Source organism: Pseudotabrizicola algicola, from assembly GCF_010915705.1.
Lineage (GTDB): Bacteria > Pseudomonadota > Alphaproteobacteria > Rhodobacterales > Rhodobacteraceae > Pseudotabrizicola > Pseudotabrizicola algicola.
Map to the genome: position 1 here is coordinate 128,789 of NZ_JAAIKE010000004.1, position 23,671 is coordinate 152,459.

Sequence of the window (23,671 nt, forward strand, 5' to 3'; positions counted from 1 at the left end):
CGATGATGATGAAGGACTATCTGCGTAAGCACCCGCAAGTGCGCACCATACGAGTGGCGGCCGCCGATCTGAACGGACAGGCCCGTGGCAAACGTATCCCGTCGCGCTATGCCGAAAAGGCGGTGAAAGACGGCACCCGCTTTCCGTTTTCCGTTTTGTCTTTGGACATCTGGGGCGAGGATATCGACGACAGCCCGATGGTGTTCGAACAGGGCGATCAGGACGGCGTTCTGAAACCCACCGAGCGCGGCTTCATGCCGATGCCCTGGCTCGAGGCCCCCACCGCGCTGTTGCCGATCTGGATGTTCCGCGAGAATGGCGCGCCCTATGAGGGCGATCCCCGTCATGCGCTCAATGCAGTGGTCAAGCGTTACAAGGCGCGCGGGCTGACGCCGGTGGTGGCGATGGAGCTTGAGTTTTTCCTCATCGACGACTCCGGCAAGACTCTGCAAGTGCCGCCCAGCCCCCGCTCCGGCAAGCGGCGCAAGGCGGCGGAAACGCTGTCCATTCGCGCGCTGGATGCATTCGATACGTTCTTTACCGACTTGTATGATGCCTGCGAGGCGATGGACATTCCCGCCGATACCTCGACCTCGGAAACCGGTCTTGGCCAGTTCGAGGTGAACCTGATGCATTGCGACGACGCGCTCCGCGCCGCCGATGATGCGTGGCTGTTCAAGATGCTGGTCAAGGGTCTGGCGCGGCGGCATGGCTTTGCGGCCAGTTTCATGGCCAAGCCCTATGCCGAATATTCCGGGTCGGGTCTGCACACGCATTTTTCGGTGTTGGATGCGGCAGGCGACAACATCTTTGATTCCGGCGGGCCCAAGGGCACGGCGGCGCTGAAACAGGCGGTGGCCGGCTGTCTGGCGGCGATGCACGATTCGACGCTGGTCTTTGCGCCGCATGAAAACAGCTATGAACGTCTGGTGCCAGGCCGTCATGCGCCCACCGCGATCTGCTGGGGCTACGAGAACCGGACCGCCGCGATCCGGATACCGGCAGGCAGCCCTTCGGCGCGGCGGATCGAGCATCGTGTGGCGGGGGGGGATGTGAACCCCTATCTGATGCTGGCCACCATTCTCGGCGCGGCGCTGGTCGGGATGGAGGACGAGATGGAGCCGCCGCCACCGGTAACGGGCAACGCCTATGCAATGGACCTGCCGCAGATTCCCAGCTCGTGGGAGGCAGCGATTGATGCGTTCGAGAACAGCGACATGCTGTACCGGTTCCTGCCCAAGGAGCTGATCCGGAACTTCGTGCTGACCAAACGGCAGGAGATGCATTATATTTCGGACCTGACTCCGGAAGAGCGGATCGAGCTTTATCTCGATACGGTCTGATCCTTGATGACCGCGCCCCCTTGACCCTTGGCGGGGCGCGGCCCAAAGCTGTGGTTGCGTTATTTTTCGGACAGGTCATGCTGATCGGCATTCTGCAAACAGGGCTCGCGCCCGAAGCCCTTGCGCCCGCGATGGGCGACTACCCCGACATGTTCGCGCGGCTGCTGGACGGCCACGGATTTGCCTTTCGCACCTTTCAGGTGGTCAATGGCGTTTTCCCCGGGTCGGTTCACGACTGTGACGGCTGGCTGATCACCGGGTCCAAGCACGGGGTCTATGAAGACCATCCGTGGATCGCGCCGCTGGAGGCGTTTATCCGCACGGCCTATGCGGAACATGTGCCGATGGTGGGCATCTGCTTTGGCCATCAGATCATCGCGCAGGCGATGGGGGGGCGGGTCGAGAAATTCGCGGGCGGCTGGTCGGTTGGCCCGACGTCCTATGATTTTGAGGGCCAGCAGATCACGCTGAACGCCTGGCACCAGGATCAGGTGGTCGAGCGTCCCGCGGGGGCGGTGGTTCTGGCCAAGAACGGCTTTTGCGAGAACGCGGCGCTGCTTTACGATGACCGCACGCTGACCATTCAGGCACATCCGGAATTTCGCACGCCATTTGTCGAAGGGTTGATGAAAACCCGCGCCATCGGGGTGGTGCCGGATGCGCTGTTGCAGACAGCGGCGGCGAAACTGGATACACCCTTGGACGATACCGCGATTGCCGCGCGCATCGCGGCCTTTTTCAAAGCGCCCCGGTCCTGATCTCCGGCGGCCAAGCAACGGACGAACCCATGTCGAAATGGACCGACAAGCTGCCCGAGGCGGCACGCGACTTTATCGGCAACCGCCGCGTGGATGAGGTGGAATGCATCATCGGCGACATCGCCGGTGTGGCACGGGGCAAGGCGATGCCTGCCGCCAAGTTCGCGACGCAGAAAAGCTATTTCCTGCCCAATTCCATCTTCTTGCAGACGATCACGGGGGAATGGGCGGACAACCCGTTTGATGCCTTCACCGAGCCCGACATGATCCTCGAGCCCGATTTCACAACCGCCACCGCAGCGCCGTGGACGGCGGATGTGACATTGCAGGTCATCCATGACGCCAAGGACCAAGAGGGCAATCTGGTGCCCTTTGCGCCGCGCAACGTGCTGCGGCGGGTGGTGGCGCTGTATGAGGCGCAGGGATGGCGGCCCGTCGTCGCCCCCGAGATGGAATTCTTCCTGACCGCGCGCAACATCGACCCGAACATGCCCGTCCTGCCCCCGATGGGCCGCACGGGGCGGCGCGCGGCTGGCAAACAGGCCTATTCGATGTCGGCGGTCGACGAATATGGCAAGGTGATCGACGACATTTACGACTTCGCCGAGGCGCAGGGGCTGGAAATCGATGGCATCCTGCAAGAAGGCGGCGCAGGGCAGATCGAACTCAACCTTGCGCATGGCGATCCGGTGCGGCTGGCCGATGACGTGTTCTTCTTCAAGCGCCTGATCCGCGAGGCGGCGCTGCGGCATGATTGTTTTGCCACCTTCATGGCCAAGCCGATCGCCGGAGAGCCGGGATCGGCCATGCATATCCACACTTCCGTGGTGGACGCCAAGAGCGGCAAGAACATCTTTGCGGGGCCCAAAGGGGCAGAAACCGAGGCTTTCCTGCATTTCATCGGCGGTTTGCAGAACCATCTGGGCGCGGGCGTGGCGTTGCTGGCGCCCTATGTCAACAGCTACCGCCGCTATGTCCCCGACTTTGCCGCGCCGATCAATCTGGAATGGGGGCGCGATAACCGCACCACCGGCCTGCGGGTGCCGATTTCATCCGCAGCGGCGCGGCGCGTGGAAAACCGGCTGCCGGGCATGGATTGCAACCCCTATCTCGGCATCGCAGCCACGCTGGCCTGTGGCTATCTGGGTCTGATGGAAAAACGCCTGCCCCGCCCCGAATTCGTGGGCTCCGCCTATATCGACAGCGACGAAATTCCGGTGAACATGGGCGATGCGCTTGACCTCCTCGATGAGGATGCAGCGCTCAAGGCGGTGTTGGGCGAGGATTTCTGCAAGGTTTACGACTCCGTCAAACGCAACGAATACAAAGAGTTCCTGCAGGTCATCAGCCCGTGGGAACGCGAACACCTGCTTTTGAACGTATGAACCTGCTGCACGCCAATGATCGCGCGGGCGAATATCCCGCCTCGTACTACGCGGCCACAGCGACACCTCTGGCCCCCTTTCCGGCGCTGAAAGGCCAACACAGCGCCGACGTCTGCATTGTCGGTGGCGGCTATACCGGACTGTCCGCCGCGCTGCATCTGGCGCAGGCAGGGCTGCGGGTGGTGCTGCTCGAAGCGCATCGGGTGGGCTTCGGGGCCTCGGGGCGCAACGGCGGGCAAGTGGGCAGCGGCCAGCGTCAGGATCAGGATTGGCTGGAAGCCAAGGCCGGACGCGAGGCGGCACGGCACCTGTGGGATATGGGCGAAGAGGCAAAGGCGCTGGTGCGCGGCCTGATCGAGCGCCACGCCATGCCGGTGACCTTTTACCCCGGCATCGCCCATGCCTGCCGGTCCGAGGCCGAGGCCCGCCATGCGTGGCACTATGCCGAAAAGCTGCGCACCGATTACGGCTATGACCAGATCGAGCCGCTGGACAAAGGCGCCATGCGGAAGATCATCGGGTCAGACGCCTATCATGGCGGCGATCTGGATATGGGCGCAGGGCATCTGCACCCGCTCAACTACGCTCTGGGTCTGGCGCGGGCCGCGGCGGCGGCCGGGGCGCATATCCATGAACGATCCGAGGTGCATCACATCCGCCACGGTGCGCGCCCCGTGGTGCAGACCGCCAGCGGGCAGGTCACCTGTGACCATGTGATCCTCGCGGGCAACGGCTATCTGGGCGGGCTGGAGCCGAAAGTGGCGGCGCGGGTGATGCCGATCAACAATTTCATCGTGGCGACCGAGCCTCTGGGCGAGCGCGCTGCCGGGGTGCTGGCACGCCCGATCGCGGTGGCAGATACCAAGTTTGTGGTGAATTACTGGCGCTTGTCCGAAGATGGCCGCCTGTTGTTCGGCGGCGGCGAAAGCTATGGCTACCGCTTTCCCGATGTGGTCAAGACTGTGATGAAACCGATGCTGGAGGTTTACCCCCAGTTGCGCGGGGTGCGCATCGATTACGCATGGGGCGGCACTCTGGCGATCACCATGAACCGCATGCCTTGCCTGATGCGCCCTGCGGCGAATGTGCTTTCGGCCTCGGGCTATTCGGGGCACGGGGTGGCGATGGCGACGCTGGCGGGCAAGATGATGGCACAGGTGGTGCAGGGTCAGGCCAGCGGATTTGACCTTCTGGCGGGCCTGCCGCAGCCGCGCTTCCCCGGCGGGGCGGCGCTGCGCTGGCCGCTCTTGGTGGCGGCGATGACATGGTATTCGCTGCGCGATCGGCTGGGTGTGTAAGGTTTCGGCGGCCTTGCGCGCAAGGCGTTGACCGACATGGAAATGTCACTGGCTTTGAGGCGGCACAGAGTTTAAGCAGAGCTTAAACTGAGTTTAAGGATTCCAAATGGCACATGACGGCCAGACAGTGACCGACCTTACACCCCCCGCCTCTGCTGCCCGACCCGTCGCCCCTGATGTCTATAGCGCCGAGCCGATCCCCGATGCCGCGCGGATCGAGATAGAGCGTCTGCTGACCTCGGGCGATCTGTTCCGCTACACCGCCGCCAAGGATGCACCTGTCAGCCTGCTGGAGCAGGAGTTCGCAGACCTGCTGGGGGTGCGATATGCGCTTGCGGTGTCAAGCTGTTCCGCCGCGCTTTTCCTGTCGCTCAGGGCGCTGGACCTGCCGCGCGGCGCGAAGGTGCTGATCCCCGCCTTCACCTTTGCCGCCGTGCCATCGGCGGTCGTCCATGCCGATTGTGTGCCAGTGCTGGTCGAGGTGGGAGAAAGCTACCGCATCGATCTGGCGGACTTCGAGGCCAAGCTGCCAGGTGCGGCAGCGGTGTTGATCAGCCATATGCGCGGCCATACATCGGACATGGACGCGATCATGCGGCTGTGCGATGCGGCAGGCATTCCGGTGATCGAGGATGCGGCGCACAGTCTCGGCACGGTCTGGGGCGGGCGTAACATCGGCACCATTGGCAGGGTGGGCTGTTTCAGCTTTCAGTCCTACAAGATGGTGAACGCGGGTGAAGGCGGAATTCTGGTGACGGATGACCCCGAACTTGCCGCGCGGGCGGTCATCATGTCGGGCGCCTATGAAGAAAACTGGAAGAAACACCCAGGTTTCCAGAACAGTTTTTGCGCATGGCAGAACAAGTTGCCGCTGTATAACCTGCGGATGCAGAACCTGTCGGCGGCGGTCATCCGCCCGCAACTGCCCGAGATTGCGCGGCGGGTGCGCGACGGGCGGCACAACCATGACCATGTGGCGGCCGCGCTGACTGAAAGCGGGCTTTTCGTGGTGCCACCCGCCCTGCCCCCCGAAGAACGGGCACCGGATTCGATCCAGTTCACGCTGGCAGGGCAGTGGAGCGATGCCGAGGCGCTGCGCTTTCAGGCAGAGGCCAAGGCGCGCGGGGTGGGCGTGCAGATCTTTGGTCTGTCAGAGGGCAATGCGCGGGCATTCTGGAACTGGGAGTTTCTGGGCGCCGCCCCGGAATTGCCGCTGACACGGGCGATGCTGATGCGGGCCTGCGATGTGCGCCTGCCCGCGCGGCTGACGCAGGCCGAGCTTGATGTGATCGCGGCCGCGCTCTGCGACGCAGGACGGGCTGCGCGCCGCGTGTGATGCCCTGCCCCCGCGCCGTCAGGAAAGGCGCAACGCGGGGGCCAGCCACGGCCATTGCGCCACGGCGGGGGTGACGATGCGGCTGCCGATCAACCCCCTCAGGTCTTGCGCGATGCGGCCTGGCACCGCACCCATCACCCCGGCCCGCGCCGAGAGCGAGATGCTGCGCGCCAACGGTGCGCCCGGCAAGGGATGCACCGCCACCTCGGGCAAAAAGCGGGCTGCGTGGTGCAGGGCTAGCGGGGTCAGGATGGTCCAGCCTGCCCCTTGCGCGACCAGCGCCAGAATGGCGTGATAGCTGTCGAGTTCGAAGCGGACCTGCGGGCGCTGGTTGGCGCGGGCCAGATGGCCAGCAATCTGGCGGCCCATCAGGTGACGGGCGGAATAAAGGATGAGTGGCGCATCGGCGCTGTCTGCCTGCGCCCCGCCCGCCGCCTTGCCCTGCCCCTTCGGATGCACCGCGACAAAGGGATCGCTCAGGATCGGATGCACCTCACGCCAGCCCGCATCGGCGGCCTCTGCGCCCAGTTCAGCCGCCACCGCCACATCAAGCGCCCGCGCCTCTAGCTTGTCGAGCAGGCGGTGGCTGGCCCCGGTCTCGAGCAGGAAGCGGCAGTCTGCCATGTCTTGCGCCAGACCTGACAAGAGGGCGGGTGTCACCTCGGCGTCAAGGTCTTCGATCATTCCAAGGCGCAGGGTGCTGAACCGCGCCAGATCGGCGCGGGCCAGATCGGCGCGGGCCTCGGCCTCGGTGTTCAGGATCACCTGCGCATGGCGGCGAAAGAGCCGCCCTGCCGGAGTAAGCGCAAAGGGCCGAGCGGTGCGGTCAAACAGCACCGCGCCCAAGCTTGCCTCGACCGCCGCAATCTGTTGGCTGATCGCAGGGGGCGAGACGCCCAGACGGCGGGCGGCGGCGGATATCGTGCCCTCGTCGGCGACGGCCAGAAACACCTCTATCCCCCAGAGGGTGACGCGGGTCTGGGCTTCGGGCATGGCGGGTTACAGTTTGGAGAGCTTCTTTTGCAGCTCGGCAAGCTGCTTCTTGATCTGGGCAAGGTCTTCGGCGCTGCTCGGCTCTTCCTTGTCATCCTCGGGGCCGGAACTGCCCCAACCCGGAACGCCCGTCATCATGGTTTTCATGAAGGCTTCCTGTTGCTTGCGCATCAGATCAAAGCCCGGCATCGCGGCCATCGGATTGGGCAGCACACCCAGATTGCCCATCATCTTGGATTGGCCTTCGCGCAGCATCTCGAAACTGGCGGCAAGGAATTGCGGCACGATGGAGTTCACATTGGTCGTATAGCTGCGCACGAGGTCGGTGAGCACGGCGATGGGGAGCACGTTCTCGCCCTTGGATTCATGCTCGGCCACGATCTGGAGGAGATACTGGCGCGTCAGGTCGTCGCCGGACTTGAGGTCGACGATCTGCACCTCGCGGCCGGCGCGGATGAAGCCGGCGATATCCTCCAGCGTGACGTAATCGGAGGTCTCGGTGTTGTACAGGCGGCGGCTGGCGTAGCGTTTGATCAGCAGCGGCTTGTCGGTTTCGGCCATAGCCCCCTCCCCTGAGGTTATTATGCGGTTGCAGAGAAGCTTACGCAGGCCGGGGCGAAAAGGAAAGCCTGACGGTGCGGTCAGGGGTTCCGCTGTGTTACAGGGCGGAAAATTATATAATATCAATGGGTTGATACTGCGGCGTTTACGATATCTTAACGCATCCGGCGCGCGTGGACGCGGCGCAGGGGGGCCAGCCCCCCGTCGCGGGCCGCGACTCCCCCCAGGATATTTGGGGACGGAAAATGCTGCGGGATGCGCAGAGGCGAGAGGCCCGGGCGCCCGCAAGCAAAAAGGCGGACCCCGGGGGGTCCGCCATGCGCTGTGTGCCGGCTGGGGAGGAGGTCAGCGACGCCAGCGCCGATCCGGCTGGATCACTTGGCAGCGGTGGCTGCGGCCTTCTTGGCGGCGACGGTCACGTCATTGGTGGCTTTCTTGACGGCGGCGGTCGCATCTTCGGAGATGTCCTTGCCAGCGGCCAGCATCAGCTCGACGGTTTCCATCTGCACTTTCTTTGCAACTTCTGCGAAAGCGGCCAGGTTCTCGGCAGCCATTTCAGCCGCTGCGGATGCGAAGTCGGTCACCGATTTGGTGTAATCGGTCGGCTCGGTCTTGGCCTTGGACACGTCAGCCATCTTGGCGATGGTGTCCTTGGTCCATTTCGCGGTGATCTCGGTCGACTTCTCGGCGGCTTCGAGAGCCACTTTCGACATCTTTTCAGCCAGAGCAGCCTGGGTCTTGAATGCGTTTTGCATTGCGGACGAGTCAACCGGGAAGGAAGCCATCATGTCCTGCATCACTTTGGTGAAATCCGGGGTCTTGGTCATTGGTCTTCTCCTGCTTGGCCGGAGCGTCCGACCTGTTTTCCATGACCTGAATATAGATGCTGCACCGCAGCATTTCAACCATTTTTCTGCAATGCAGCATTATTTCCGGTTGTGTCCGGCTAAGTTATTGGCCGTCAATCACTTCCCGCAACAACCTTGGCGGTGACATAGGTTCCGGGCGCGTCGCAAAGGACCGGGTTGGTCGAATCGCCCGGAATACGGGCGGCCACCTGCTTGCCCGAACGCGCCTTGAGCCATGCGCCCCAGCGCGGCCACCAGCTGCCCTTGTGGAAGGTGGCCCCGGCCTTCCATGCCTCGGGCGGGCCCTCGAGCGGGGCGTCCGAGGTGTAATGCCCGTACTTGTCCTTGGAGGGCGGATTGATGATGCCCGCGATATGGCCGGATTCCGACAGGATGAAGGTCTTGTCCTTGGACCCCATCTGCTTGATGCCGTTGAAGCTGCCGCGCCAATGCGCGATGTGATCGGTTTCGCAGGCGATGGCGCAGAGCGGCACCTTGACGCCGGACAGGCTGACGGGTTCACCGAAGACGGGAAAGGTGCCCTTGGCAAAGCCATCTTGCTGGCAGAGCCCGCGCAGATATTCGACCGCCATCGTGGCAGGCAGGTTGGTGCCGTCGCCGTTCCAGAACAGAAGGTCGAAGGCGGGGGGCGCTTCGCCCATCATGTAGCTTTTGATTGCAGGCTGGTAGATCAGGTCATTGGAACGCAGGAAGCTGAAGGTGCGGCCCATGAAGAACTTGGACAGGATGCCATCGCGCGACGACTGGCGTTCGATCCCGTCGACGAAATCATCCTCGAGGAACACGCCCACCTCGCCCGGATCGGAAAAATCGGTCAGCGTGGTGAAGAAGGTCGCGGATTTCACCGAGGTATCGCCCGCCCGGTCAAGATGCGCCAGTGTCAGCCCCAGCGTGGTGCCCGCGATGCAATAGCCCACCGCGTTGATCTGCTTTTCCCCCGTGATCCGGCGCACCTCGGCCATCGCGCGCAGGTAACCGTCGCGGATGTAATCATCCATGCCGACATCGGCATAGTCGGCACCCGGATTGACCCACGAGACGACAAAAAGGGTGAAGCCCTGATCGACGATCCATTTGATCAGCGAATTCTGCGGCTTGAGGTCCATGATGTAGAACTTGTTGATCCAGGGCGGGAAGATCAGCAAGGGCGTGGCATGCACCTTTTCGGTGGTGGGGCTATACTGGATGAGTTCCAGCATGCGGTTGCGATAGACCACGGCGCCGGGGGTGGTGGCGATGTTCTGGCCCACATGGAAGGCATCCGGGTCGGCCAGCGTGACCAGCACATCGCCATTGTTCGCCTCGATGTCGCGCACGAGGTTTTCCAGCCCCTTGACGAGGCTTTCGCCTTCGGTCGCCACCGCGCGCTCCAGCGCATCGGGGTTGGTGCCCAGAAAATTGGTGGGCGAGAACATGTCGATGATCTGCTTGGTGAAGTATTCGACGCGGCGGCGGTCGGTCGGCTCCAGCCGTTCGAGATCGCCGATGGCATTGGTCATCGCCTCGGCATTCATCAGGTATTGCTGCTTGATGTAGTTGAAGGCCGGATGGGTTTCCCACAGCGGATTGGAGAATCGGCGGTCTTTCGGGGTGGGGTCGGCGGGGGCCTTGAGTTCGCCCGACAACAGGGCCTGCTGGGCATCGACATAGTGCTTGAGGCTCTTGCCCCAGTAGCTGATCTGCTGTTCCAGAATCTTCGAGGGGTTCTGCATCATTTCGGCCACATAAGCGGCCGCCGCCTTCATATATACCTCGTTCGAGGGGCCGGAGAGGGCGTTATCGGCCTGTTTGCGGTGGGCCAGGGCGGTCATCAGGCGCTGCGAGAGTTCCTCGACCCGTGCCAGATTGGCCTGCATCCTCTCCAACTTTGGTCCAGCGTCCTTGTCGTCGGTTGTCATGCTAATAATTCCCCCCTAACCTGCGCAGGTGCAGCATAACGTCGGTGGACTGGGGGGGAAAGCGACGAATTGCTGGGCAGCGGGCCCGGATTGGAGACGGCGATGAAGTACATGACCACCTATGACATGATGGAAACGGCGCGCAACACCAACGCCTGGATGGGGGCGACGGCGCGGGCGATGGCCTCGTACCCGATTTTCGCGCTGTCGATGAACCCGATGCTGCCCCTCATGGCCGCCTGGGGCGAGGTGACGGAGCGCACCTTTGACCGCATGGTGGCCAAGCCCGACTGGGGCATCCGGTCTATCGTGGGGGCGGATGGCACCGACCATCTGGTCGATGTGAAAACGGTGGTGGAGCGGCCCTTTGGCAACCTGATCCAGTTCTTCGTGCGCCGGCGTGCGCCGATGAAGCGGCGGGTGCTGCTGGTTGCGCCGATGTCGGGGCATTATGCGACGCTGCTGCGGTCGACGGTGCTGTCGCTGTTGCCCGATTGCGATGTGTTCATCACCGACTGGCACAATGCGCGCGACATTCCGGTGAGCGCGGGCAAGTTCGACATCGAGGATTACACGCTGTATCTGGCCGATTTCATCCGCGATCTGGGGTCTGACCTGCATGTGATCGCGGTGTGCCAGCCGGTGCCGCTGACGCTGGCGGCGACCGCCTATCTGGCGGCGGAAGACCCGAGCGCGCAGCCGCGCAGCCTGACGCTGATCGGCGGGCCGGTGGACCCGGATGCCGCGGCGACCGAGGTGACCGATTTCGGCCGCCGGGTGACGATGGGACAGCTGGAGCAGCTGGCGATCCAGCGCGTTGGCTTCAAGTTCAAGGGCGCGGGGCGGCTGGTCTATCCGGGGCTGCTGCAATTGCAGAGCTTCATTTCCATGAATGCGGACCGCCACTCCAAGGCGTTCAGCGAGCAGATCATGCGGGTCGCGCGCGGGCAGGCCTCGGACCATGATGCGCATAACCGCTTTTATGATGAATATCTGGCCGTGATGGACATGACGGCGGAGTTCTACCTGTCGACGGTGGAGCGGATCTTCAAGAACCGCGAGATTGCGCGCAATGACTTCGTGGTGGCGGGGCGGAAGGTGGATTTTGCAGCGATCACCGATGTGGCGGTCAAGATCGTCGAGGGCGCGAATGACGACATTTCGGCGCCCGGCCAGTGCCTTGCGGCGCTGGACCTGCTGACCAACCTGCCCGATTCCAAGAAGGCTTCGCATCTGGAACCGGGCGCGGGGCATTACGGGATTTTTGCGGGCAAGTCGTGGCGGCTGAACATCCGCCCGCTGGTGCTGGCCTTCATCGACGCCAATTCCGATGCGCCGCGTGCGGTCAAGCCGCAGAATGTGGTGACGCTGGCCTCAGCGTAGGATCATCGGGCCGGTCAGAAACCCCTCGATCGCCGCTGTCACGGCCTCGGGGGCTTCGAGCATGGGCAGATGGCCCGCGCCTTCGATCAGCTTGAGCGCCGAGGTGGGCATCATGTCGCGCGCGAATTCCTGACGCCGCAGCGGCAAGAGCGTATCGGCCAGACCCGCAAGGAAGAGCGCCGGAACCGTGGCGCGGCGCAGGGTGCGCTGCTGGTCGGGGCGGCGTTGCAGGGCGCGGCACTGGCGCATGTAAACCCCTTCTCCCAGACCCAGCGCCATGTCCTGCATCAGGGCAAGCACCGCGTCACGGTCGGGCGTGTCGGCCAAGGCACTGGCGGGTACGTCTTCGGCAATCGCCGCCTTGAGCCGTCCGGCCTGCGCCGCGACAAGCCGCGCTTCGCGCAGGGCCGCCATCTGGGGCGCTTCGGCCAGCGGATCGGTGGCCAGCAGAACCACGCGGGACACCCGTTCCGGCGCGCGGCGGAGGATGTCGAGCGCGACATCGCCGCCCAGCCCGTGACCGATCAGCGCAAACTGCGGCGGCGCGTGGCGCAGGGCATCCTCGCTCATCTTTTCCACGGTGTCCTGCACGGGCAGATAGATTTGCGCGGCGTGGCGCAGGCCAAGTGCCACGATCTGCGGCAGGAAGGCGCGCGCGTCCTGCATCAGGCCGGGAATGAACAGGATCGGCTCGCCCATCATGCTGTCATCAGCGGAACGGAGCCGCTCATGTTCGAAAAGTGCAACTCTGGCACCGGAACAGGGGCCATTTTGCCCAGAACGATTGAAAACTGAAAACTCATGACTGCGCCCTATCAAGAATTTCGCCAATGGCCTGCGGGATCAGGGCCAGACAGTCGGGCGTGGAAAAGCGGTGATCTGCCCCTTTGACCAAGGTCAGCCGCAGGTCGGGGCTGGCGGCGTGATCCATCAGGCGCAGCGCGACCGAGGGCGGCACGTCCGTGTCAGCCGTGCCCTGCAACAGCCTGACCGGAAAGGGCAAATCCAGCGGGTCACGCAGCACCAGACGGCCCCGCCCTTCCTCGATCAGCCGCCGCGTGATGACATAGGGCTCGTCGGCATAATCCGAGGGAAGCTCGACCCGTCCCGCCGTGGCAAGGGTCTGGCGCTGCGCCTCGGTAAAGCCTGCCCACATGCTGTCTTCGGTGAAGTCGGGCGCGGCGGCGATGCCGACCAAGCCCGCCACCCGCTGCGGCAGGGCCTTGGCGACCAGAAGCGCGATCCAGCCACCCATTGACGAACCGACAAGGATTTGCGGCCCCTCGGTCAGCGTGGTGATGGCGGCGAGCGCATCTTCAAACCAGTCGCCGATGGCGCCGTCGAGAAACGCACCCGAGGATTGCCCGTGGCCGGAATAGTCAAAGCGCAAGAAAGCACGCCCCTGTGCGGCGGCCCAGTCTTGCAGGAAAAGCGCCTTGGTGCCGGACATGTCGGATTTGAACCCGCCCAGAAACACCACACCCGGCCCCTGCCCCGGGGTCTGGTGATAGGCGATCCGGCGATCTTGCGGCGTGGTCAGAACTTGCGGCTGTGTCATGGCATCCTCCGTCCCTGCCGTTCTACGCGGGGCGTGTTGACTTTGCCAAGCACCCGGCGCAAAACCGCGTCCGATATAACCCGCAACCGGGCGTTTCGTAGGCGCCAAAACGACGAGGAGGCCGATATGGCACAGATCTCACTCACCTTTCCCGATGGCAATGTCCGCAGCTATGAGGCGGGGGTGACCCCGGCCGAGGTGGCCGCGTCGATTGCGCCCAGCCTTGCCAAGGCGGCGATTTCGGCCAAGGTAAACGGCGCGCATTGGGATCTGGCATGGCCGATCACGGCGGATGCGACGGTTTCGATCAACACGCTCAAGGATGACGCGGCGGCGCTGGAACTGATCCGGCACGATTGCGCGCATATCATGGCGCGTGCGGTGCAGGAGATCTGGCCCGATGTGAAGGTGACCATCGGCCCCGTGCGCGACCACGGCTGGTTCTATGATTTCGACCGCGCCGAGCCCTTCACCCCCGACGATCTGGGCCAGATCGAAGCGAAGATGAAGCAGATCATCAATGCGCGTGAGCCGGTCAGGACCGAGCTTTGGGATCGCGACCGCGCCCGCACCTATTATGAAGAGCGCGGCGAGCCCTTCAAGATCGAGCTGCTGGACCGGATTCCGGCGGGCGAGGACATTCGCATGTATTGGCATGGTGACTGGCAGGACCTGTGCCGGGGGCCGCATTTGCAGCATACGGGCCAGGTGCCTGCCGATGGTTTCAAGCTGACCCATGTGGCCGGGGCCTACTGGCTGGGGGATTCCAGCCGCCCGATGTTGCAGCGCATCTATGGCGTGGCCTTCAAGAACCGCGATGACCTGAAGGCGCATATGACCATGCTGGAGGAGGCCGCGAAGCGCGACCACCGCAAGCTGGGCCGCGAGATGGGCCTGTTCCACATGCAGGAGGAAGCGCCGGGCCAGATCTTCTGGCATCCGAACGGGTGGAGCATTTATGTCGCCTTGCAGGATTACATGCGGCGGCGGCAGCGGGCCGATGGCTATGTCGAGGTGAACACGCCGCAGGTGGTGAACCGCAAGCTGTGGGAAGCCAGCGGCCACTGGGAAAACTATCAGGAAAACATGTTCATCGTGGAGGTGGACGAGGACCACGCCCGCGAAAAGACGGTGAACGCGCTGAAGCCGATGAACTGCCCCTGCCATGTGCAGATCTTCAACGTCGGCCTGAAATCCTATCGCGACCTGCCGATACGCATGGCGGAGTTTGGCTCTTGCGCGCGCTATGAACCCAGCGGCGCGCTGCATGGCATCATGCGGGTGCGCGGCTTTACGCAAGATGACGCGCATATCTTCTGCACGCTGGCGCAGGTGGAAGCGGAATCGAAGAAGTTCATCGAGTTGCTGGCGCGGGTCTATTCCGACCTTGGCTTTGACAAGTGGCGGGTGAAACTGTCGACGCGGCCCGAAAAGCGCGTGGGCAGCGACGAGATCTGGGACAAGATGGAAGCGGCGCTGGCCAATGCCTGCCGCGCTGCGGGCTATGAGTTCGAGCTCTTTCCGGGCGAGGGCGCGTTCTATGCGCCCAAGCTGGAATTCGTGCTGACCGATGCGATTGGCCGCGACTGGCAATGCGGCACCTTGCAGCTTGACCCGAACCTGCCCGAGCGGCTGGAGGCAAGCTATGTGGGCGAGGATGGCGCCAAGCACCGGCCCTTCATGCTGCACCGCGCGGTCTTGGGCAGTTTCGAGCGGTTCATCGGGATATTGATCGAGAACTTCGCCGGCAAGCTGCCGCTGTGGCTCGCGCCGCGTCAGGTGGTGGTGGCCTCGATCGTCTCGGACGCCGATCCGTTCGTCGAGGAAGTGGTCACCGCGCTGACGCTGGCGGGGCTGCGGGCGGAGGCCGACATGCGCAACGAGAAGATCAACTACAAGGTGCGCGAACATTCCGTGGGCAAGGTGCCGGTGATCCTTGCTGTGGGCATGAAGGAAGTGGAAGATCGCACGGTGTCGGTGCGCCGTCTGGGCGAGACGCAGACGCGCACGGTGGGGCTGGATGCGCTGGTGGCCGAGTTGGTGGCCGAAGCGACCCCGCCCGATCTGCGCTGAACCCGCAGCCGGGGGACGCCCCCCCGGCGCGCGCGTTGGCCGGGAAGATGCGCAGAAATCAGCCGAGGAACCCAGAAACACCGCTTTGGCGGCGCGGGCGCGCGCGCGCCAGATTGTTTGTGCTTGATTTTGGGGGAATCTGAGTCATCCTTGGCGGAAGTGATGACAGACTTTCTGACCGCCTCGCAGACCGAAGGCCGTGGAATCTGGCGGCACGGCTTGCGGCAATTCCGCTGCGGGGTGAGTTGAGAGGAGAGACAGGATGCCTACCGGCACTGTAAAATGGTTCAACGCGACCAAGGGCTTCGGCTTTATCGCCCCCGATGGCGGCGGCAAGGATATTTTCGTGCATATCTCGGCGGTGGAGCGGGCGGGCCTGCAGGGCCTGAACGACAACCAGAAGATCGCCTACGAGCTGCAATCGGGCCGCGACGGCCGCGAGTCTGCGGGCGATCTGCGCCTGCTGTAAGGCGGCCAAGGATCAGACAAAAGGGCGGCCGCGCCAGCGGGCCGCCCTTTTGCATTTTCAGTCGGCGGTCGGGGCTAGCCGGCCAGCGCGTCGATCGTGGCCTGATCCCAGCCCAGATACCATTTGCCCTCGGCCTCGATCACCGGACGCTTCATCACCGTGGGCTGGCTGCGGATCTGCGCGTCGGGGTCCGAGGCTTTCAGGAAATCGCCGAAGCTGCGGTAGGTGGTGGAGGATTTGTTGATGATGCGGTCACCGAATTCGGTGACGATGGTGTCGATCTCGGCCTCGGTCAGCGGGTCTTTGCGCACGTCGCGGAAGGTGACGGAATGGCCGGCAGCTTCAAGCGCCTTGATGGCCTTTTTGCAGGTGTCGCAGGTGGAGATGCCATACAGGATCATTCGGGGCCTCATCTGGGTTGGGTGTGGCACGGGTGTAGCGCGGGGAGGGGCCGGTTGACAGCCCCTGCCCCGATCAGCCGAAGATCATGCGGGTGATCGTCACCCCCGCCCAAGCCGAAAACGCGGTCAGTGTCGCGCCCCACAGGGTATCGGTCACCACCATCGACCAGTGCCAGTCGCGCATGATGGCATAGCTGGTGAATTCATAGGTGCCATAGGCCATCGCCCCGATGATCGCGGCGGGCAGGATCAGGGCGGCGTTGTCGCGCAGGGCGGGCAGGCTGACCAGATAGACCAGACCGGCGATATAGGCCGCGTAGAACAACCCCGCCGGCGCATAGCGGATGGGTTCGGCCATCAGCGGGCCGATGTGGCGGGTGAACAGGGGTTTCATCACAAGGCTGAGCATGACCGCATCGACGATCAGAAACACCAGCACGGTGGAGAGATAGAGGGTGAGAATTTGCATCGGATGCTCCTTTCCCGTGATGGTAGAGCGCCGTTCCGAAAGGTCACGCGGGAAAGCGGCTCAGGTCAGGCCGTAACGGCGCATCTTGTCGTTCAGGGTGCGGCGCGGCAGGCCGAGCTTTTCGGCGGCGCGCAGGGTGTTGTCGCGGTGGCGGTCGAGGGCGGCGGCAATCTCGCGGGCCTCGAAGGCGGCGACCCGTTCGGCCAGCGTGCCTTCGGGCAGGCCGGTGTCGTCCGTGGCGGCAGGGGCAAAGAGGCCGAGCGCATGGGCCTCGGCGGCGGCCTTGAGTTCGCGCACATTGCCGGGCCATGCGCGGCGTTTGAGTTGCTGTTCCAGCGCGAAAGGCACAACCGGATCGGGGCGGCCATAGCGGCGGGCGGCGAGTTGCGCGTAATGGGCAAAGATCAGGGGAATATCCTCGCCCGCCTCGCGCAGGGGGGGCGTGCGCAGATCGGCACCGGCAAGGCGAAAGTAAAGATCGGGGCGAAAATCGGGGGCGTCGCGCAGATCGGCCTTGGTGGTGGCGATCACCCGCAAATCGAGCGGACGCAGGCCGTTTTCGCCGAGCCGTTCGACGCTGCGGTCTTGCAGCGCGCGGAGCAGCTTGGCCTGCACGGGGGGCGGCATCGATTCCACTTCGTCCAGCATCAGAGTGCCGCCGTGCGCGGCCTCCAGCTTGCCCGCGCGGGCCGTGGTGGCACCGGGAAAGGCCCCGGCGGCATGGCCAAAGAGGATGAATTCGGCCATGCCATCGGGCAAGGCGGCGCAGTTGATCGCCACGAAGGGGCCATCCGCGCGCGGCCCGCCCGCGTGCAGCGCACGGGCCGCCAGTTCCTTGCCGGTGCCGGTCTCGCCCGAGATCACCACATCGACATCGAGCGGCGCGAGGGCTGCGATGCGGTCGCGCAAGGCGCGGATGGCGCGGCTCTGGCCCAGAAGCGTCACCTCGGCCCGTTCGGCAAGCACCTGTTGCAGCCGCCCCACCTCGGCCCGCGTGGCGCGGGCGGAAAGCGCGCGGGCGACAACGGCGATGAGATGCGCGGCGTCATAGGGCTTTTCCAGAAAATCCTCGGCTCCGGCGCGGATGGCCTGCACCGCGTGGCCGATATCGCCGTGGCCCGTCAGCAAGACCACCGGCAGATCGAGCGGCAGGGTGCGGATGGCACGCAACAGGCCAAGCCCATCCATCCCCGGCATCCGCAGATCGGTGAGGATCAGGTCGGGCGGGTCGGTCAGGGCGGCAAGGGCGGCGGCGGCGCTGGCAAAGCCGGTGGCCACATGGCCCGCCGCCTGCATCAGATCGCAGAGCGCGGCACGGTGGTCGTCATCATCTTCCACCACGAAAAGGCGCGCGGTCATTCGGCGGCCTCACGCGACCGGGCAGCCAAGGGCAGCGTGACGGTGACGGTGGTGCCTTGGCCGGGGGCGGAGGTGATGGCGAGATCACCGCCGAATTCCGACAGGATCGCCTTGCAGATGGCAAGCCCCAGCCCCAGCCCCTCGCCGCTGGTCTTGGTGGAAAAGAAGGGTTCTGTGACGCGGGGCAGGATATCGGGGTCGATGCCGGGTCCGGTGTCGCTGACGGTGAGGGTGGCGTGCGGGCCATGCGCCGAAAGGCTGACGGTGACCGATGCGCCGGAGTGGCCTTCGACGGCGTCGAGCGCGTTCAGGATCAGGTTGACCGCCACCTGTTCCATGCGCACCGCGCCCGCCAGAACGGTGACGCTGGCGGGGTGGAAGACCGGAGTGACGCCCACAGCGCGGGCGCGCGGGGTGACAAGCTCCAGCGCCGAGACGATCACCGGCGACAGGTCGATCAGGTTGAGCGCCCCTGCCTCCTTGCGGCCAAAGCTCTTCAGATGTTTCGTGGTGCGCTGCATGCGGCGGATCAGCCCGCGCGCGGTGGCAAGGCGCGGCGCGGTGCCGGTATCGGCGGGGGGCAGGCCGATCTCGGCGGCGGCGAGCGTCGCCTCCATCGCGGCAAGCGGCTGGCTGATTTCATGCACGATGGCGGTGGACATGCGGCCAAGCGCGGCCATCTTCTCGGCGTGGATCAGGTGCTCCTGTGCCGCGCGCAGGTCGGATTCGGCCTGCCGCCGCGCCTCGACTTCGCGGGCAAGGTCGGCGGTGCGGGTGGCGACCATCGATTCCAGCCGTTCGGATTGTGACAGGCGCAGGGCGATCAACTGGCGGCGCTGTTCCCAAGTCTTCAGGCCAGCGGCGGCGGCGAGGGCCAGAAGGGCGGCGATCAGCGCCCAGCCGAGCGCAAAGCCGCTGACATCGGCGGCGGGGCGCGCGGCGATCAGCCGCCAGCCGGTGCGGTCCACCCCTGTCAGCCGTGCGATCCAGCCCTCGCCGGTGGCATCTGCCCCGAGGGGCGCGCGCGGCAAGAGCGGCGGGGCCTCGGCCAGATCGACCCCGTCATAGGCGCGGGTGGCGTCGAGGCGCTGCAACGTCTCGGCGCCGAGCGGTGCCAGCGGGCGATAGAGCCAGTCTTCGCGCCCCGACAGGAAGATGACGCCGTCGGCATCGGCAAGGGCCATCTGTGCGCCCGCGCTGCGCCATGTGGCCTGCAAGGGGCGCAGGTCGAGTTTTACCACCAGCACTCCGGTCTGGTCGCCCGAGGTCACGCGGGTGGACAGGAAATAGCCCGGCACCCCGGTGGTGACGCCGATGGCATAGAACTGGCCGCGCCCGCTTTCCATCGCTTGGGTGAAATAGGGGCGGAAGCTGTAGCGCTCGCCCACGAAACTGCTGGGGCGGTTCCAGTTGGAGGCGGCGATGGCCTGACCTTCGGCATTGATGAGGAAAAGATCGGAGGCACCGCCGTGGGCCGAGATGGTTTCCAGATAGCGGTTGGCGGCGTCGAGCGCGCGCGGATCGATCAGCGCGGCGCGGATGCGGGCATCTTCGCCCGCCACATCGGGCAGCGCGCGGAAGCGGTCGATTTCCGCCTCGACCGCGCGGGCGGTCAGGAGGAGCGAGCGGTCAAGGCTTTCGCGAAGGCTGGCGGTGGCCCAGCGTTCGGCGACCAGCCAGGCAAGGGCGGCGGCGACCAGCGCGGCCAGCAGCGGGGGCAGGATGCCGCGTCCGGTCATGCACGCCCTGCCCTTTCGCGCGCAGGCGGCGGCGCGGGCAGAGGGGTATGGGGGGCGCGGGCGGTCATCGGGCGGGGCCTTTGTCTTCGGGTCGGGTCATCTTGCACCCTCGGGCGGGGGCAAGCAAAGCGGTTTCAGGGGCTGTCGCAGGGGGCAAGCCGGATGGCGCGGCCCGCCGTGCGGCCGACGTCATGGCAGGTGCCGCCGTCGCACAGCCGCCAGCCCGCGCCTGTGCTGCCAGAGGCGGCGAGGTGTAGCTCGGCCACTTCGGTGCCGGGGGACCAGACCCACCAGCCGTTTTCCTGCACCGCGCCCTCCCCCGGCTCCATCCCCGCGCCGCTGCCCTTGATGCGGGCCTCTAGGAGATAGAGGCTGTGCGGGCGCAATTCCCACGCCTCGACCCATTCGGTTTTCTCGACAGAATGGGTCCAGTGCAGGGTGAAGCCGGGGCCGGAAAGCGCCAGCGCCACCGCCCCCGCCATCAGGCAGCTCATGCGGCGGCCCTGCGGCGCAGCATCAGGTGCTGGGCCGCGAAGGCCAGCACCAGCGCAAAGCCGATGCCATCGGTGGCGGGCAGCGCCACCACCAGCGCGCCCGCCGCCAGCATCGCCAGCGCACGCTGCCACAGGGCAAGCGGCGTTCCCAGCCAGCCGATCACCGCCACGCCCCAGAGGCCGATGGCGAGCAGCGCCTTGGTGACGATGTAGATCACCGCGGGGATGAAACCGATGGCCTCGGCCAGTGGCCCGCCGTTCTGCAGCATCAGCGCGGGGGTATAGACCGCCATGAAGGGGATCACGAAACCCGCCGCCGCGATCTTGACCGCGTTCAGGCTGATGGTCAGCCCGCGTTCCTTGGCGATGGGGGCTGCGGCAAAGCAGGCCAGCGCGACGGGCGGCGTCAGGTCCGCAAGGATGCCGAAGTAGAACACGAACATATGGCTGACGATCAGCGGCACCCCGAGTTCCAGCAGCGCCGGTCCGGCGATGGAGGAGGTGATGATGTAATTGGGGATGGTGGGAATCCCCATGCCCAGCACGATGCAGGTGATCATGGTGAGCACGAGCGAGAGGAACAGGCTGCTTTCCCCCACGCCCACGATGAACTGGCCAAAGGTGTTCGCGGCGCCGGTCAGCGTCATGGTGCCGATGATGATACCCACCAGCGCGCAGGCGATGCCGACGGGCAGCGCGGTTTTCGCGCCATCGGCCAGTGCGTCGCGGCAGATGATCAGCGTCTCGCGCCCACCCTGCGACAGCGCGTTGAGCGCGATCAGCGCGGCGACGACGCCGGCCACCACCCAGATGCCCCATTGCAGGAAGGCCCCTGCGGCAAAGCCCAGCCCGATCCAGAAGATGATGCGGATCACGCCAGCAGGCAGGCCCAGTGCCACGCTGGCCCCGAGGATCAGCATCAAGGTCAGGCCAAGGCCGACGGTGCCTGCGAACAGCGGCGTGTAGCCCGAGAACAGGAGCCAGACCAGCACGGCCAGCGGCAGGATCAGGTGCCAGCCTGCCTTGAGCGCGGCGAGGGGGGAAGGCAGCTCTGCCCTCGACAGCCCGCGCAGGTTCATCCGGCCTGCCTCGAGATGCACCATCCAGAAGGCGGCGGTGAAATACAGGATGGCGGGGATGATGGCGGCGCGGACCACCTCGATATAGGCAACCCCCAGCGTTTCGGCCATGATGAAGGCCACAGCGCCCATCACCGGCGGCATGATCTGCCCGCCCATGCTGGCCGTGGCCTCGACACCGCCCGCGAAGGCGGGGCGGTAGCCGAAGCGTTTCATCAGCGGAATGGTGAACTGGCCGGTGGTGACGACATTGGCGACGCCCGAGCCGGAAATGGTGCCCATCAACCCCGACGACAGGACCGAGACCTTGGCCGCCCCGCCCATCTTGTGCCCGACAAGGCCGAGCGAGACATCGGTGAACAGCTTGATCATCCCCGCCTTTTCGAGAAAGGCACCGAACAGGATGAACAGGAAGATGAAGGTCGACGAGACATAGGTGGGAATGCCGTAGATGCCTTCGGTGCCGTAGGCCATATGCTCGACCACCTGCGCGAAATCATAGCCGCGATGGTTGAGCGGGCTGGGCAGATACTGGCCCCAGAGGCAATAGGCAAGGAAGGTGCCCGCGATGATCGGCAGCGCCGCCCCCATCATGGCCCAGGCCGCGCCGAAGACGGTGGCCAGCGCGATGACGCCCACCACGATATCGAGCGGCAGCGGATCGCCCGCGCGCATGAGCAGCGGCACATATTCCGCCCATTGGTACCAGGCGACCCCGACCGACAGCGCCGCCAGCCCCCATGCCAGCGCGCGCACCAGCGGCCTTGCCCCGCGCATCAACGCCAAGAGCGGGAACCCCAGGAGCAGCAGGAAGCCCACATGGAAGGCGCGGGTGATCTGGCTGGCGAAATCCACCAGATGCGCCGCCGTCAGGATCTGGAACACGGAAAACGCGATGGCGATATAGAACAGCGCCCGCCCCTCCCACCCCGGCGGGAAACCTGCCGCCAGCGGATCATGCGGGTTATGCGCCTCTACCACGGCGTCGGCTTTGTCTTTGGTCATTTGCCCCTCCCCGAGCGATGCGGGCGGGCCTGTGCGGCCCGCCACGGTCTTGTGTCTGGCCCCGTCTTGCGCGGGGATTACTGGATCAGACCGGCCTCGCGGTAATAGCGTTCCGCGCCGGGGTGCAGCGGCACCGGCATGCCGTCGAGCGCGGTATCGAGCGAGATGGCGGTGGCGGCCTGATGTGCGGCGGCCAGCGCGGGCAGGTTCTCGAACAGGAGCTTGGTCATCAGATAGGCGGTTTCGTCATCCACGCCTTCATGGGTCAGGAAGAAGTTGCCGACGGCGAGGGTCGGGATGTCTTCGGTCTGGCCTTCATAGGTGCCGGCCGGAATGGTCGCGGCGAGGTAGGGCGCGCCAAGGGTTTCCGCCACTTCGGCCGGAACCGAGACGATGGTGGTCGGCACCGACGTTGCCAGATCCTTGAGCGAGGACACGCCAAGCCCCGCCGATTGCAGCGTGGCATCAAGCTGGCGGTTCTTCATCAGTTCCACCGATTCCGCGAAGGGCAGGTATTCGGTCTTGCTCAGATCGGCATAGCTCATGTCCAGCGCCTCGAGGATGGCGCGGGCGTTGAGTTCGGTGCCCGATTTCGCGGCCCCCACCGAGATCGACTTGCCCCGCAGGTCGGTCACGGTGGTGATGCCGCTGCTCGCACTCGCCGCGATCTGGATGTAGTTCGGATAGGCGGCAGCGATGCCGCGCAGCTTGGTCAGCGGGGCGTTGAAGCCCGCCTCGGCATCGCCTTCCCATGCCAGTTTCACGGAATCGCCCAGCGCGATGGCAAATTCGCCCTTGCCCTGCTGCAAGAGGTTCAGGTTTTCCACGCTGGCCTTGGTGGCCTGCACCTGCGTGCGCGCGCCTTCGATGCCGTCGGCATAGATTTTCGACAGGCCGACACCGATGGGGTAGTAGACGCCCGAGGTGCCGCCGGTCAGGATGTTGATGAATTGCTCGGCCTGTGCCGACACGGGCAGCGCTGTGAGCGCGGTGCAGGCGACAAGCGCGCGGAATCCGCGCGTCAGGGACATGGTCATGTGATCCTCCTTGGATGCGGGCAGGACTGGCCTGCCACGGCGTAACCCCGCTCCTCCGCGGGATGGCGCAGTTTGGCCCGTGCAGGGCGGGCCTGCAAAGAGGGCTTGGCACGCAGCCGCGCAGCTTCGTCGCAAGCTTTCGCCAGCCCCCGCGCGAGATTTCG

The 23,671-nt window shown here is 65.1% G+C and carries 21 protein-coding genes; 8 read left to right on the plus strand and 13 right to left on the minus strand.

What is annotated here, in order from left to right; all coding sequences use genetic code 11:
* Positions 1-8 precede the first annotated feature (8 nt).
* From G3572_RS13695 to G3572_RS13715, 5 genes are all read left to right on the plus strand, one after another.
* The gene (locus tag G3572_RS13695; RefSeq protein ID WP_164612838.1) at positions 9-1,343 is read left to right on the plus strand and encodes a glutamine synthetase family protein; all 1,335 of its coding nucleotides are present in this window, start codon (positions 9-11) and stop codon (positions 1,341-1,343) included.
* Between the two features lie 77 nt (positions 1,344-1,420).
* On the plus strand, positions 1,421-2,101 hold the full coding sequence (locus tag G3572_RS13700; protein WP_164612840.1) for a type 1 glutamine amidotransferase: 681 nt from the start codon (positions 1,421-1,423) through the stop codon (positions 2,099-2,101).
* Positions 2,102-2,130: 29 nt separating this feature from the next.
* Positions 2,131-3,486: a glutamine synthetase family protein gene (locus G3572_RS13705; protein ID WP_164612843.1), complete on the plus strand. Its 1,356-nt coding sequence runs from the start codon at positions 2,131-2,133 to the stop codon at positions 3,484-3,486.
* A complete protein-coding gene (locus tag G3572_RS13710) occupies positions 3,483-4,784 on the plus strand; it encodes an NAD(P)/FAD-dependent oxidoreductase (RefSeq protein ID WP_164612844.1) in 1,302 nt (433 codons plus the stop codon). Before G3572_RS13705 ends, G3572_RS13710 begins: the two co-directional genes overlap by 4 nt.
* Positions 4,785-4,890: 106 nt before the next feature.
* Positions 4,891-6,120: a DegT/DnrJ/EryC1/StrS family aminotransferase gene (locus G3572_RS13715; protein ID WP_164612845.1), complete on the plus strand. Its 1,230-nt coding sequence runs from the start codon at positions 4,891-4,893 to the stop codon at positions 6,118-6,120.
* Positions 6,121-6,138: 18 nt separating this feature from the next.
* Here G3572_RS13715 and G3572_RS13720 read toward each other — a convergent pair whose 3' ends face one another.
* The 4 genes from G3572_RS13720 to phaC form a co-directional block, all read right to left on the minus strand.
* A complete protein-coding gene (locus tag G3572_RS13720; RefSeq protein ID WP_164612847.1) occupies positions 6,139-7,113 on the minus strand; it encodes a LysR family transcriptional regulator in 975 nt (324 codons plus the stop codon).
* 6 nt (positions 7,114-7,119) lie between these two features.
* Positions 7,120-7,674 (minus strand): polyhydroxyalkanoate synthesis repressor PhaR, encoded by a 555-nt coding sequence (gene phaR, locus G3572_RS13725; protein WP_164612849.1) that lies wholly within the window; start codon positions 7,672-7,674, stop codon positions 7,120-7,122.
* 374 nt (positions 7,675-8,048) lie between these two features.
* Complete coding sequence (locus G3572_RS13730) at positions 8,049-8,501, minus strand: Phasin (RefSeq protein ID WP_164612851.1); 453 nt, start codon at positions 8,499-8,501, stop codon at positions 8,049-8,051.
* A gap of 134 nt (positions 8,502-8,635) precedes the next feature.
* The gene (phaC, locus tag G3572_RS13735; protein ID WP_164612853.1) at positions 8,636-10,441 is read right to left on the minus strand and encodes a class I poly(R)-hydroxyalkanoic acid synthase; all 1,806 of its coding nucleotides are present in this window, start codon (positions 10,439-10,441) and stop codon (positions 8,636-8,638) included.
* A 102-nt stretch (positions 10,442-10,543) separates the two neighbouring features.
* On the opposite strand from phaC, the gene phaZ reads away from it, so the two are divergent.
* The gene (phaZ, locus tag G3572_RS13740) at positions 10,544-11,824 is read left to right on the plus strand and encodes a polyhydroxyalkanoate depolymerase (RefSeq protein WP_164612855.1); all 1,281 of its coding nucleotides are present in this window, start codon (positions 10,544-10,546) and stop codon (positions 11,822-11,824) included.
* Here the strand turns inward: phaZ and G3572_RS13745 are convergent.
* Together G3572_RS13745 and G3572_RS13750 are read right to left on the minus strand one after the other, a co-directional pair.
* A complete protein-coding gene (locus G3572_RS13745) occupies positions 11,816-12,523 on the minus strand; it encodes an alpha/beta fold hydrolase (protein ID WP_164612857.1) in 708 nt (235 codons plus the stop codon). The genes phaZ and G3572_RS13745 overlap by 9 nt on opposite strands.
* A gap of 100 nt (positions 12,524-12,623) precedes the next feature.
* A complete protein-coding gene (locus G3572_RS13750; RefSeq protein WP_164612859.1) occupies positions 12,624-13,382 on the minus strand; it encodes an alpha/beta hydrolase in 759 nt (252 codons plus the stop codon).
* Positions 13,383-13,508: 126 nt separating this feature from the next.
* Here G3572_RS13750 and thrS point away from each other — a divergent pair, with 126 nt between their 5' ends.
* Positions 13,509-15,455 (plus strand): threonine--tRNA ligase, encoded by a 1,947-nt coding sequence (thrS, locus tag G3572_RS13755; RefSeq protein WP_164612861.1) that lies wholly within the window; start codon positions 13,509-13,511, stop codon positions 15,453-15,455.
* A gap of 262 nt (positions 15,456-15,717) precedes the next feature.
* Positions 15,718-15,924, plus strand: coding sequence for a cold-shock protein (locus G3572_RS13760; protein WP_164612863.1), 207 nt, complete (start codon positions 15,718-15,720; stop codon positions 15,922-15,924).
* A 74-nt stretch (positions 15,925-15,998) separates the two neighbouring features.
* On the opposite strand, the gene G3572_RS13765 is transcribed toward G3572_RS13760, so the two are convergent.
* From G3572_RS13765 to G3572_RS13795, 7 genes are all read right to left on the minus strand, one after another.
* The gene (locus G3572_RS13765) at positions 15,999-16,325 is read right to left on the minus strand and encodes an arsenate reductase family protein (protein ID WP_164612865.1); all 327 of its coding nucleotides are present in this window, start codon (positions 16,323-16,325) and stop codon (positions 15,999-16,001) included.
* 73 nt (positions 16,326-16,398) lie between these two features.
* Entirely contained in the window at positions 16,399-16,794 is a 396-nt protein-coding gene (locus G3572_RS13770; protein ID WP_164612867.1) for a DUF2177 family protein, read from the minus strand.
* Positions 16,795-16,854: 60 nt separating this feature from the next.
* Complete coding sequence (locus G3572_RS13775; protein ID WP_164612869.1) at positions 16,855-18,153, minus strand: sigma-54-dependent transcriptional regulator; 1,299 nt, start codon at positions 18,151-18,153, stop codon at positions 16,855-16,857.
* Entirely contained in the window at positions 18,150-19,892 is a 1,743-nt protein-coding gene (locus G3572_RS13780) for a sensor histidine kinase (RefSeq protein ID WP_164612871.1), read from the minus strand. Before G3572_RS13780 ends, G3572_RS13775 begins: the two co-directional genes overlap by 4 nt.
* A gap of 134 nt (positions 19,893-20,026) precedes the next feature.
* Entirely contained in the window at positions 20,027-20,386 is a 360-nt protein-coding gene (locus G3572_RS13785; protein WP_164612873.1) for a DUF1850 domain-containing protein, read from the minus strand.
* A complete protein-coding gene (locus G3572_RS13790; protein WP_164612875.1) occupies positions 20,383-22,470 on the minus strand; it encodes a TRAP transporter permease in 2,088 nt (695 codons plus the stop codon). Before G3572_RS13790 ends, G3572_RS13785 begins: the two co-directional genes overlap by 4 nt.
* Before the next feature lie 77 nt (positions 22,471-22,547).
* Positions 22,548-23,501, minus strand: a complete 954-nt coding sequence (locus G3572_RS13795) for a TAXI family TRAP transporter solute-binding subunit (protein WP_164613198.1) — start codon at positions 23,499-23,501, stop codon at positions 22,548-22,550.
* Between the last annotated feature and the right edge of the window lie 170 nt (positions 23,502-23,671).